Origin of the sequence: Methylobacterium phyllosphaerae (assembly GCF_001936175.1) — a bacterium.
GTDB classification, from domain to species: Bacteria; Pseudomonadota; Alphaproteobacteria; order Rhizobiales; family Beijerinckiaceae; genus Methylobacterium; species Methylobacterium fujisawaense.
Window position 1 is genome coordinate 3,422,384 of the sequence record NZ_CP015367.1, and the last position, 12,407, is coordinate 3,434,790.

10 protein-coding genes are annotated in these 12,407 nt (G+C 71.5%); 2 read left to right on the forward strand and 8 right to left on the reverse strand.

Annotated elements, in window-relative coordinates:
• Positions 1–53 precede the first annotated feature (53 nt).
• The 8 genes from MCBMB27_RS15505 to MCBMB27_RS15540 all read right to left on the reverse strand — a co-directional run bounded on the left by MCBMB27_RS15505 (position 54) and on the right by MCBMB27_RS15540 (position 10,795).
• Entirely contained in the window at positions 54–1,439 is a 1,386-nt protein-coding gene (locus MCBMB27_RS15505) for a dihydrolipoyl dehydrogenase (protein WP_075381989.1), read from the reverse strand.
• A 134-nt stretch (positions 1,440–1,573) separates the two neighbouring features.
• Positions 1,574–2,590 (reverse strand): tRNA pseudouridine(55) synthase TruB, encoded by a 1,017-nt coding sequence (truB, locus tag MCBMB27_RS15510; protein ID WP_051044951.1) that lies wholly within the window; start codon positions 2,588–2,590, stop codon positions 1,574–1,576.
• 67 nt (positions 2,591–2,657) lie between these two features.
• Complete coding sequence (rbfA, locus tag MCBMB27_RS15515) at positions 2,658–3,086, reverse strand: 30S ribosome-binding factor RbfA (RefSeq protein WP_043354641.1); 429 nt, start codon at positions 3,084–3,086, stop codon at positions 2,658–2,660.
• A 103-nt stretch (positions 3,087–3,189) separates the two neighbouring features.
• A complete protein-coding gene (gene infB, locus MCBMB27_RS15520) occupies positions 3,190–6,120 on the reverse strand; it encodes a translation initiation factor IF-2 (protein ID WP_075380811.1) in 2,931 nt (976 codons plus the stop codon).
• Between the two features lie 76 nt (positions 6,121–6,196).
• Positions 6,197–6,919 carry an RNA-binding protein gene (locus tag MCBMB27_RS15525; protein WP_075380812.1) on the reverse strand — a complete coding sequence of 241 codons (723 nt, stop codon included), beginning with the start codon at positions 6,917–6,919 and terminating at the stop codon, positions 6,197–6,199.
• Positions 6,920–6,944: 25 nt separating this feature from the next.
• Positions 6,945–8,588 (reverse strand): transcription termination factor NusA, encoded by a 1,644-nt coding sequence (nusA, locus tag MCBMB27_RS15530; RefSeq protein WP_043354656.1) that lies wholly within the window; start codon positions 8,586–8,588, stop codon positions 6,945–6,947.
• Positions 8,589–8,652: 64 nt separating this feature from the next.
• Positions 8,653–9,417, reverse strand: coding sequence for a ribosome maturation factor RimP (gene rimP, locus MCBMB27_RS15535; protein ID WP_043385087.1), 765 nt, complete (start codon positions 9,415–9,417; stop codon positions 8,653–8,655).
• Between the two features lie 367 nt (positions 9,418–9,784).
• Positions 9,785–10,795: an aldo/keto reductase gene (locus MCBMB27_RS15540; protein ID WP_043354665.1), complete on the reverse strand. Its 1,011-nt coding sequence runs from the start codon at positions 10,793–10,795 to the stop codon at positions 9,785–9,787.
• A 209-nt stretch (positions 10,796–11,004) separates the two neighbouring features.
• On the opposite strand from MCBMB27_RS15540, the gene MCBMB27_RS15545 reads away from it, so the two are divergent.
• Together MCBMB27_RS15545 and MCBMB27_RS15550 are read left to right on the forward strand one after the other, a co-directional pair.
• On the forward strand, positions 11,005–11,934 hold the full coding sequence (locus MCBMB27_RS15545; RefSeq protein ID WP_052083662.1) for a protein-methionine-sulfoxide reductase heme-binding subunit MsrQ: 930 nt from the start codon (positions 11,005–11,007) through the stop codon (positions 11,932–11,934).
• A gap of 68 nt (positions 11,935–12,002) precedes the next feature.
• Entirely contained in the window at positions 12,003–12,398 is a 396-nt protein-coding gene (locus tag MCBMB27_RS15550) for a hypothetical protein (RefSeq protein WP_075381990.1), read from the forward strand.
• The last annotated feature ends 9 nt before the right edge of the window (positions 12,399–12,407 follow it).

The window sequence follows — 12,407 nt, forward strand, 5'->3', positions numbered from 1 at the left end:
TGGCGACGGGATGGGCCGAGCGCAATGCTTGTGATGTCAGCAAGATCAAAACCTCAAGTGCTCTGTACGATCTTAGACATCGCCCTGAACAGCCCTTCCTCAACCGTAGGGTGGTACACTGGCTGATCGTGCAGGGTCTGGGCGGTCTGCTTGTGCGCGACTGCGTAGGTGAGCAGGTGCGCGAGGTGCTCTACGGACGGTCCGAGCATCTCGCCGCCGAGGAGGTGCCCCGACCGGTCGGCCCAGAGCCGGATGCCGCCGCGATTCGTCCCCTCGACGCGGGCGCGGCCCTGATCCGAGAAGTCCATCGTGCCGACGACCCGTCCCGCATTCTCCGGATCGTAGGGGGCGCCGATCACCGCCGCCTGAGGATGGGTGAAAACCATGGCGAGGCGGGTCCAGGGGGCGGGGGCCGCGACCGGGCGGCCCGCGGCCAGGGCGGCAGCGTTGCCCCCCGCGATCCGGCCCTGGCGGCTGGCCTCGTGCAGGACAGGGCGCCAGCCGTCGGCATCGCCCGCGATCAGGATCGGCGCGCCCGCGCAGACGAGGCTGTGCCGGTCGAATTCCGGCACTCCGTCCTCGTCGCGGCGGAGGCCCGCCGCCTCAAGCCGCAAGGCATCCAAGTTGGGGGCCCGGCCGGTGGCGGCCAGCACCCGCGACGCCCGGGTGACCTGTTCGCGCCCGTCACGGTCGATCCAGTGCAGGCATACGCCGTCGCCGTCCGGCGCTGCCGTCCGAACCTCGGCACCGAGGTGAAGATCCAGGTCCGCTCCGAAGATCGCGGCGGCCTGCCGGGCGAGTTCCGGCTCGCTCAGGCCGGCGACGGTGTCACCCGCATCGATCACCGTGACGGCGACACCGAGCCGCGCGATCGCCTGGGCGATCTCGATCCCCACGGGCCCGGCCCCGAGAATGGCCAGCGAATCCGGGAGATCGGGGATTTCGAAGAGGGTATCGGTGGTCAGGACGCGCGCGCCGAGACCCTGCAGGGCTTCCGGCACGATCGGGCTCGACCCGGTGGCGATGACCGCCGCCCGGAAGCGGATCCGGATGGCGTCTCCGATCACCAGCGTGCGGTCGCTCTCGAATCGGGCGGTGCCGCGGAGGCGTTCGTCCTCGGGGAGATCCGCGAGACCGTCGACGACGCTGGCGACGAACCGGTCGCGCTCCGACCGGAGACGCCGCAGCACCGCAGGCCCGTCCACCGTGACGCCGGAGACCCGGATGCCGAACAGCCCGGTGTTGCGGGCCGCGTGGGCGGCAGCGCCCGCGGCGATCAGGAGCTTCGACGGCATGCAGCCGACGCGCGCGCAGGTCGTCCCGCCAGGCCCGCGCTCGATCAGCACCGACCGCGCCCCCGCGGCCGAAGCGGCGCGATGGGCGGCGATGCCGGCTGTGCCGGCACCGATCACCGCCACGTCGTAGTCGAGTTCGCGCATGAGCATCCCGGACCGTTCGCCGGAGCCAAAGCGGTACGGCCGAGGTTCGTTCCGCCTGCGCGATCACGTCTCAGGGCGGCACGGACCGGGCGGGGCTCCGCACGCGCCGGACCGGGCGGTGCGGAGCCGGCGTTTCAGGCGCTGCGGCCAGGGGCCGTGCCGCCGAGGTGGAACACCCGGTGGGGGATCAGTTCGCCACGCTCTACATCGCCGACGGCGACCAGAATGCCAGCACAGGTTGCGAAGGCCTTGCCTTCGACGGGGGCGTCCCGGCCCCGCAGGATCACCGGCTGGCCCCGCATCAGGCGCAGGCCCAGATCACGGGAGACCGCGACTTCCGGGATGGCATCGAGGGCCGTCTCCACCGGACGCAGATAGGCGAGCGCCGCCTCCGGGCTGCCGTCGGTCAGGGCCGAGACCGGGCAGGCCTCGGCCTCGGAGAAGGGACCGACGCGGGTCCGGCGCAGGGCCGCCACATGGCCGTAGCAGCCGAGCATCCGGCCGAGGTCGCGGGCCAGCGCCCGCACGTAGGTGCCCTTGCCGCACTCCGCCTCGATCACGGTGCGCTCGCCGTCATGCTCGACCACCGCGAGCCGGTCGATCTGCACCGGCCGGGCCACGAGTTCCACCACTTCGCCCTCGCGGGCGAGGTCGTAGGCGCGCTCGCCCTGGATCTTGATCGCCGAGTAGCGCGGCGGCACCTGCTCGATGGCGCCCACGAAGGCCGGGAGCGCGGCCTCGACCGCCGCACGGTCCGGGCGGGTCTCGCTGGTGGCCACGGGACGCCCCTCGGCATCGTCGGTATCGGTCTCGATGCCCCACTGCACGGTGAACCGATAGGCCTTCCGGCCGTCCATCACGAACGGGACGGTCTTGGTCGCCTCGCCGAGGGCGATCGGCAGGATGCCGGAGGCCAGCGGATCGAGGGTGCCGGCATGGCCCGCCTTCTTGGCGTTGAAGGCGCGCTTCACCACCGCGACCGCATGGGTCGAGGTCATGCCGACATGCTTGTCGAGGATCACCCAGCCCGAGACGTCCCGGCGCTTCGGGCGGTCGGGACGCGGCCCGCGCTGCGGACGGCGGCCCTCCGGGCCACGACGCTCAGCGCCCGGCACGGGAGCCTGGTGCTCGGCCGGCGGAAGATCTTCCATGGAAACCGTCATGTCCGCGTTGTCCCCCGGGGTCGATGCCCCGTCCCTTTCTGTTGGGTATCGGGACTCAATGCCCCGTCCCGGTCTCCGGTTCGTCGTCCTCGTGCCCGGTCTCAAGGTCGCGCTGGACCCGCTCGTCCCGCAGCAGCTTGTCGATGCGGGCCGCCTCGTCGAAGGTCTCGTCCCGTCGGAACCGCAGTTCCGGGGCGAATTTCAGGTTCACCCGCCGCGCCACCTCCTGGCGCAGCACCTTCCGGTGGCGCTCCAGGGCGGCGATCACCGGCGCCTCGTCGAGACCGCCGAGCGGCATCACGTAGGCGGTGGCGAGCTTCAGGTCGGGCGACATCCGCACCTCCGGGACGGTCACGACATGCGTGCCGAGCACCGGATCCTGGATGTCGCCGCGCTGGAGCACCTCGGCGAGCGCGTGGCGCACGAGTTCGGCCACGCGCTGCTGGCGCTGCGAGGGGCCGGTGGAAGTCGGTTTCTGGGCCATTCTGTCTCGGGCCTTTCCGCCGGAGCGGACGGCTCACGTCCTGAAAACGAAAAGACGGCCGCGGCAGGTGCCGCGGCCGCCCTGTCCGGATGAGTCCGGCGTGTCAGAGGGTGCGGCGGATCTCCTCGACCCGGTAGCACTCGATCACGTCGCCGGCGCGCATGTTCTCGAAGTTCTCGAAGGCCATGCCGCACTCCTGGCCGGAGGTGACTTCCTTCGCATCGTCCTTGAAGCGCTTGAGGGTCTTCAGCTTGCCCTCGTGGATCACGACGCTGTCGCGGATCAGGCGGACATGGGCGCCGCGCTCGACGATGCCGTCCTGGACGCGGCAACCCGCGACCTTGCCGACCTTCGAGACCTCGAAGACCTCCTGGATGACGGCCTCGCCCAGGCGCTCCTCGCGGAGCGTCGGCGGCAGCATCCCCGACAGCGTGGCTTTGATGTCGTCCACGAGGTCGTAGATGATGTTGTAGTACCGGATCTCGATGCCGGCCCGCTCGGCGGCCTCGCGGGCCTCCTTGAGGGCGCGCACGTTGAAGCCGATAACCACCGCCTTGGAGGCCTGCGCCAGGGTGATGTCCGACTCGGTGATGCCGCCGACACCCGCCAGAAGAATGCGGGCCGCGACCTCGTCGTTGCCGAGCTTCTCCAGCGCGCCCGAGATCGCCTCGACCGAGCCCTGCACGTCGCCCTTGATGACGACCGGCAGTTCCTTCCGGCCGGCGCCTTCCTTGAGGTCGCGCATCATATCGACGAGCGACCGGTTGGCGCCGCCGGTCCGGGCGTTCTGACGCTCGCGCTTCTGGCGGGCGCGGTACTCGGTGACCTCGCGGGCGCGGGCCTCGCTCGGCACCACGGTCACGCGGTCGCCGGCGTCCGGCGTGCCGTTGAAGCCCAGCACCTCCACGGGGACCGAAGGCCCGGCGTACTGGACGTTCTCGCCGAGGTCGTCGATCAGGGCGCGCACGCGGCCCCACTCGGCGCCCGCCACGACGATGTCGCCGGTGAACAGGGTACCGCGCTGGACCAGGACCGTGGCCACGGGGCCGCGACCGCGGTCGAGCTGCGCCTCGATGACCGTACCCTCGCCGTCGCGCTTCTCGTTGGCGCGCAGGTTCATGATCTCGGCCTGGATCTGGATACCCTCCAGAAGCTCCGGCAGTCCTTCGCCGGTCTTGGCCGAGACCTCGAACTCGAGGGTCTCACCGCCCATCGACTCGACCTGGATGTCGTGCTGCAACAGCTCGGTGCGGACCCGCTCCGGCTTGGCATCCGGCTTGTCGATCTTGTTGACCGCGATGATCAGCGGGACACCGGCCGCCTTGGCGTGCTGGATGGCCTCGATGGTCTGGGGCATGACGCCGTCATCGGCCGCGACCACGACCACGACGATATCGGTGACCTTGGCGCCGCGGGCGCGCATCGACGTGAACGCCGCGTGGCCCGGGGTGTCGATGAAGGTGATCATGTCGCCGGACGGCGACGCGACCTGATAGGCGCCGATGTGCTGGGTGATGCCGCCGGCCTCGCCCTCGACCACGTTCGCCTTGCGGATCGCGTCGAGCAGCGACGTCTTGCCGTGGTCGACGTGGCCCATGATTGTGACCACCGGCGGACGGGGATCGAGATCCTCCTCCAGATCCGGCTCGTCGGACGACAGGCCCTCCTCGACATCGGATTCGGCGACGCGACGGACCGTGTGACCGAGCTCCTCGGCGATGAGCTGGGCGGTGTCCGAATCGATCACGTCGGTGATCTTGTGGATTTGGCCCTGCTTCATCAGCATGCGGATCACGTCGACGGCCCGCTCCGACATGCGGTTGGCGAGTTCCTGGATCGTGATCGTCTCGGGGATCGTCACCTCGCGGGACAGCTTCTCCTTCTGCTCCACCTGACCGCGGCCGCTCATGCGCTGCTGACGGCGGCGGAACGAGGCGACCGAGCGTGTCCGCTCGTCCTCGCCCGAGGTGGCGTTGGCGATGGTCAGGCGACCGCGGTTGCGGTCACCGCCCGGAGACTTCGGCGTCTTGGGCGGCGTGATGATCTTGAGCGGCATGCCGGGACGGCGGATGACCCGCTTGGTCTCGGACTCGTCGTCGTTGGTCTGGGCACCGCGACCGGCCGGCCGCGCCGCGGCGCCGGCACCGGCAGGACGGGCGGCGGTCGCCGGCGTCGCGCTCTTCTCGGGCTCGGGCGCCGGAGCGGGCTTGGCCATGAAGTTGAGATCGCGCGGCTTGCGCGAATCGGCCGTGATCGTCTTGCGCGGCTCGCCCGTGGAGGGTCGGGGCGTCAGCGGGGGGCGCGGCGCGGCCGGAGCCGCGGCGGGCGCAGCCGGACGCGCAGCAGCCGGACGGGCCGGCGCAGCGGCCGGACGCGCGGGCGCAGCCGCGGCCGGACGGGCAGCGGCAGGCGGCGCGGCAGGCGCTTCGGCCGGACGGGCAGGTGCAGCAGCGGCAGGCGCAGCGGCGGTGGGGGCGGGAGCGGGTGCGGGAGCGGCCGCCTGGGTTTCGGCTGCCTTTTCTGCAGCCTTGGCGGCCTCAGCCGCCGCAGCCGCGGCTGCCGCAGCCGCGGCCTTGCGCTCCTCCTCCTCGCGGCGGCGGGCCTCGGCGGCCTCGCGTTCGCGGCGGGCCTGCTCCTCGGCTTCGCGGCGGCGCGCCTCGGCCTCGGCCTCGGCCTTGCGGCGGGCCTCGGCCTCACGGCGCTGCGCGTCGGCGAGGGCTGCCGCGCGGGCGGCGCTCTCCTGTTCGCTCAGCGTGCGCAGGACCACACCCGAGGCCGGCCGCTGGGCCGGACGGGGGGCCGCGGCCGCGGGCGCGGCCGGTGCCGGACGCGGTGCGGGTGCAGGCTCACGGGCAGGAGCGGCCGGAGCCGCGCCGATCACGCGGCGCTTCACCGTCTCGACCACGACCTGCTTGGAGCGGCCATGGGAGAAGCTCTGACGCACGGTGCCCGCCTCGATCGGCCGCTTGAGGGAAAGCGGCTTCGGGGAAGTCCGATTCAGAGTCTTGTCGCCCGGGTTATTCGTATCGCTCATTCAGCCTGAACCCTGAGGGTTTCCATCGTCCCGTGAACCGACGCCCGGTGGCGCCGGCCAAATCCGTCCTGCGTCGTCAACGTGAGGCTTCATCGATCCCGCCGATTTGGGCTGGATCGGGCTCCCCGGTCGCCGCGGCGGCGCCCTCGAAGGAGCGTAGCCGACGCCAACGCGACAGGCAGCCGGCGGCTCCGGCTCCTGCGACGAGCGCAGCGTGTATCACATGACCCCGACCTAAAGCCATGTCCAATTCGTCTTCGAACAGGTCATCGATGATCGGGATCCTTGACATGGCCTCGCCATGGCGCCTGTGCAAGGCCGACGCGATCTTCCGCCGGCCATCCGGGCTCGCCTCGGCGGCGTGGATCACCGCGATGGCACCGGGCTGGCCGCCGATCGCCGCCTCGACCTTCGAGAAGCCCGCGACGATGCAGCCCGCCTTGTTGGCGAGCGCGATGGCCTGCCGCAGATCCTCCCGGAGCCCCGCGGCGATCCGGTCCGGCAGATCGGGCGCGGCCGGGGTCGGCCCCTTGAAGGCCCGCGAGAAAAGATTCTTGCGCACGGCGGTGGCGACCGCCTCGCGCCGGGCGCTGATCCAGGCGCCGCGCCCCGGGAGCTTGGCGCGCAGGTCGGGGACGACGCTGCCGTCCGGCCCGCGCACGAACCGGATCATCGCCTCCGGCGCCTGGGCGACGCGCGTGACGAGGCAGGTCCGCTCGGGCGCGCGGCGGCCGGGGCCGGCATCGAGCCCCCCGGCAGCCAGCCCGTCCTCGGGCAGGGTCGTGTCGTCCGCGACCATCGCGTTTCCGCCGCCGGCCTTCGGCTCAGCCCTCGGCCCGGGCGGCTTCTTCGCCCTCGGCCGCCTCGGCCCCTTCCTCGGCCCCTTCCTCGGCACCGTCTTCGCCTTCCGGCTCCGGCAGCGCCTCGATCCAGCCGGCCTTGAGGCGGGCGGCCATGATCAGAGCTTCCGCCTCGGCGCGGGACAGGTCGAAGCCGTCGAGGTAGCCCGCATGACGCACCGCTTCGGGGCCGCGGCCTTCCGTGTAGCCGACGAGATCATCGGTGGCGCAGCCCGCCAGATCCTCGACGCTCTTCACGTCGTTCTCGCCAAGGGCGACCATCATGGGCGTGGTGATGCCCTCGATCTCGCGGAGCTCGTCGGCGACGCCGAGCTCGGTGCGGCGGGCGTCGTGGGCCTGCTCGATCCGGGCGAGGTGGTCCTGGGCGCGGGCCTGGATCTCGGTGCCGGTCTCCTCGTCGAGACCCTGGATGCCGGAGAGCTCCTGGATGTCGACGTAGGCGATCTCCTCGACGTTGCGGAAGCCTTCCGCCGCGAGCAGCTGGCCGACGGTCTCGTCGACGTCCAGCGCCTCCATGAAGACCTGGGTCCGCTCGGCGAACTCCTTCTGGCGGCGCTCCGACTCCTCGGCCTCGGTGAGGATGTCGATGTCCCAGCCGGTGAGCTGGGAGGCGAGGCGCACGTTCTGGCCGCGGCGGCCGATGGCCAGCGACAGCTGGTCGTCCGGCACCACCACCTCGATGCGGTCGGCCTCCTCGTCGAGCACCACCTTCACCACCTCGGCGGGCTGGAGGGCGTTGACGATGAAGGTCGCCTCGTCCTCGGACCACGGGATGATGTCGATCTTCTCGCCCTGCAGCTCGCCGACCACGGCCTGCACGCGCGAGCCGCGCATGCCGACGCAGGCGCCAACCGGGTCGATGCTGCCGTCACGGGAGATCACCGCGATCTTGGCGCGGGAGCCCGGGTCGCGGGCCACAGCCTTCACCTCGACGATGCCGTCGTAGATCTCGGGCACTTCCTGGCCGAACAGCTTGGCCATGAACTGCGGGTGCGAGCGCGACAGGAAGATCTGCGGCCCGCGCACTTCCGAGCGCACGTCGAACAGGTAGGAGCGGATGCGGTCGCCCGGCCGGAAGGTCTCGCGCGGGATCATCTCGTCCCGGCGCACGATGCCCTCGCCGCGGCCCAGATCCACGATGACGTTGCCGTACTCGACCCGCTTCACGATGCCGTTGAGGATCTCGCCGATGCGGTCCTTGTACTCGTCGAACTGGCGGGCGCGCTCGGCGTCGCGCACCTTCTGGACGATGACCTGCTTGGCCGACTGCGCGGCGACGCGGCCGAAATCGAAGGGCGGCAGGGTGTCGGAGATGACGTCGCCGACGAGGGCCCCCGGGTTGTAGCGGCGGGCCTGGTCCAGGGTGATCTCGCGGGCGTCGTTCTCCACCTGATCGACGACCAGGAGGTGGCGCGAGAGGCGCAAAGCCCCGGTCTTCGGGTCGATCTCGGCGTGAACGTCGGTCTCGGCGCCGTAGCGGGAACGCGCGGCCTTGGCGATCGCCTCCTCCATCGCATCGATGACGATGGAGCGGTCGATCACCTTCTCGCGGGCGACCGCATCGGCGATCTGGAGGAGTTCGAGCCTGTTGGCGCTGACGACGGCCATCGGTGTCGGTCCTTCTCTTCCGTCAAATCTTCGAGCCGACCGCCGGGCGGCCGACATTGAGGTCTCAATGCAGCGAATCGCGGTCCTTCAGCCGGGACGCCTTGGTCACGACCGGCTTCTTCGGACCGGTCCGCGCCGGCTTCTGGAGCTTGGCCGCGGGGCTGGCCTTCCGGGGCCCCTTCGGCTGGAAGGGGCTGCGCGCCGGCGGCGCCGCGCGCTCCTCGGCGGGCTCCGCGTCGTCCGTCTCCTCGGCCTCGTCCGCGGGGGGCGGTCCGCCGCGGCGGAGCGATTCGCGGATCAAGTCGTCGGTGAGGACGAGATGGGCCTCGGCGAGGTCCTTGAGCGGCAGGTCGATGCGGCTCGGCAGCCCTTCCTTCACGTCGGGCAGGTCGATCGGGACCGTCTGCCTGTCCAGATCCGGCGCGCCGAGGATGCCGCGGAAGCGCTTGCGCCCGTCGAGCGGCGGGCTCAGCTCGACCTTGGCCTCGTAGCCGACCCAGCGGGCGAAGTCCGAGATCCGCACCAGCGGCCGGTCGATCCCCGGCGAAGAAACTTCCAAGTTGTAGGCGCCACCCACCGGATCGTCGACGTCGAGGATCGGCGAGATCGCGCGGCTCACCGCCTCGCAATCGTCGATGGTGAAGGAGCCGTCCGGCCGCTCCGCCATGATCTGCACGGTGCAGCCGTTGATGTTGGACATCTTCACCCGGACCAGCCGGAAGCCGAGGCCCTGGAGCGGCCCCTCGATCGCCTGCGCGACGCGCGCGGCGACACCGGCCTCGCGGACCAGGCGCTTTTCGGACAGATCCGCTTCGATCTCGGACGACATGGGTTTGAGCGCGCAACCTTCGCGGCGTTCTGCGTGGCCCGCCCGCGGCGTGCGGCCTTGTGCGGCGAGAGGCTCTGCGGCGAAAAAAAAGAGCGGACCCGGTGGGGCCCACTCCCGAACCGCAGCCTCTCGACTGCCATCAGAACTGTTGAGAGCTAGATAGCGACCCTCGGCCGGGAGCGCAAGACGGATCAGGCGCACGACGCAGCCCTGTTCGTCCCGATCTCGGCCTCATCCTGAGGTGCCGGAGCGTCGCGGCGGCCTCGAAGGAGGCCTCGAAGGCGGTCTCCAGGGATCGCGCGCTGTCCGGAGGGCTCCTTCGAGGCGCGCGCACCTCTGGATAAGGGGGTTGGGGATCGGCTGCCTTTCAGCCGCCGCGCGGCACCCGCCCCTCCAGCGGATAGGCGGGATCGTTGTAGCCCGGCGTGGTCGGATGGCCCGCAGCCACGAACCCGTCCACCAGCGCCTCGTCCTCCGGGGTGAAGGCGTAGTCGAGGGCGCCGAGATATTCCTGCCACTGCGCCTCGGTGCGCGGCCCGGCGATGACGCCGGTGACGAGGCGGTTGTTCAGCACCCAGGCGGTGGCGAACTGGCCGGCCGTGATGCCCCGCGCCTCGGCGTGCGCCTTCAGGGTCCGGGCGATGCGCAGGGATTCCGGGCGCCACTCGGTCTGCATCATCCGGGTGTCCTGGCGACCGGCGCGGGATTCGGCCGGCGGCGGGGCATCCGGGTCGTACTTCCCGGTGAGCACGCCGCGGGCGAGCGGCGAGTACGGCACGACGCCGAGCCCGTAATGGGCGCAGGCCGGCAGGTGCTCGGTCTCGGGCATGCGGTTGAAGGCGTTGTAGTAGGGCTGGCTCACCACCGGCCGGTCGATCCCCAGCTCGTCGCAGAGCCGGCAGATCTCGGCGACCCGCCAGGAGCGGTGGTTCGAGACGCCGAAATGGCGGATCTTGCCCGCCCGCACGAGGTCGGCCATCGCCCGCACCGTCTCGGCGAGCGGCGTATCGTGGTCTTCCTTGTGCAGGTAGTAGATGTCGATGACATCGGTGCCGAGGCGGCGCAGGCTGTCCTCGGCGGCCTTCATCACGTGGACCCGCGACAGGCCGCGGTCGTTGACGCCCTCGCCCGTCGGGTTGGCGACCTTGGTGGCCAGGATCCAGGCGGCGCGGTCGCCCTTGATGGCCCGGCCGGTGATCTCCTCCGAGCGGCCCTCCGTGTAGACGTTGGCCGTGTCGATGAAGTTGATCCCCGCCTCCCGGGCGCTGCCGACGATGCGGCCGGCGGTGGCCTCGTCGGTGGGGCCGCCGAACATCATCGTGCCGAGGCAGATCGGCGAGACCTTGAGGCCGGAGCGGCCGAGTTTGCGGTACTGCATGGGATCCATCCGGTGTCCGTCGCCCCGCTATCTCGCCGCGGCGCGGCCGAGGTCAACCGTGCCGGGCGACAGGCCCGTGTAACCTGCGCCCGGCCGCGGCGAACCGACCCGTGCCGGCACCGGAGCCCGGGGGCGGCCGTTCTCGCCGTGGCGCATGTCGCTGGCGGGTCGCCGCCGTCCCTCACCGAAAAAGAGCCTGTCCGAGACCCATGATCGACCGCTCGGCCGTTCTCCCCGCCATCCCCCGCCCCTGGCTCGACCGGGCCGGTCGCCTCTCGTGGCTGAAGCTCGCGGTCTTCCTGGCCTGCATCGCCCCGGCCCTGTACCTCGCGGCCGCCTACCGGCTCGACGCGCTGGGCGCGAAGCCGATCACCGCGCTGATCCACGCGACCGGCGAGTGGGCGGTGCGCTTCCTGCTGTTTTCCCTGGCGATCTCGCCGCTCCGCCGCATCGCCGACTGGGCGAAGGTCATCGCGGTGCGGCGGATGCTCGGCATCACCGTGATGGCCTACGCGGTGGCCCATCTCACCCTCTACGCCGTCGACCAGAACCTGATCCTCACCAAGGTCGTCTCGGAGATCGCCCTGCGGCTTTACCTGACGATCGGCTTCGTGGCGCTGATCGGCCTGATCGCCCTCGGCCTGACCTCCACGGATGCGGCGATCCGGAACCTCGGCCCGAACTGGAACCGGCTGCACCGCCTCGTCTACACGATCGCCGTCCTGGCCCTGGTCCACTACTTCCTGCAGTCCAAGATCGACGTCACCGATCCGGTCTTCTCGGCCGGCCTGTTCCTGCTGCTGATGGGCTGGCGGGTGATGCGGCGGTTCAAATGGCCGGAGCGGCCCTGGTCGCTCCTGCTGCTCGCGATCCTCGCCGGCCTCGCCACCGCGGGTCTCGAAGCCGCCTGGTACGGGCTCGCCAGCGGCGTACCGGCCAGCCTCGTGCTCGCCGCCAACCTGGACTTCTCCGGGCCGATCCGGCCGGCCTGGTGGGTGCTGGCGGTCGGTCTGTCGCTGCCGCTCCTGGCGCTGGTGCGCCGTCCGAAGGCGCGCGCCGCCGGCCCGGCGCCGACGAGGCGGCCGGCCGCCACGCCCCGCCGGGATCCGGTCCGGGAGCCCTTGTCGCCGCGGGCCTGATGCAGCAGAACCCGCTCCCGGTCCTCCGCCGCCGGCGGCCCCGGGCCCAGCGGAGCTTTCAAGACGCCATGCGCGGCACGCTTCTCCTGATCGCGGGCTTGCTCGCGCCGACGGTCGCCCTCGCGACGCCGCCCGCACCCGCGAAGCCGGCCGCCAAGGCGGCTCCCGCCGCGCCGCCCCCGGCGGCCGCGGCACAGGCCGTCGCAGCCTGCACGGCGCCCGAGCCGCCGCCGGCCTCGGCCCGCCCGACCAAGCCGGCGCTGCCGCAGAAGCCCGCCTGCCTCGACGCCAAGGAGGGCTGCCCGGGCTGGGAGGGCTACAGCTACAACGACGCGATCAAGGCCTATAACCTGCAGGCGCAGGCGTTCCGGCCGATCGCCGAGGCCTACCTGCAGAAGCTCAACGCCTACGTGAAGGCGAGCGCGGACTACGCCCAGTGCGAAATCAACGCGATGCAGAAATAGCCGGCTGAA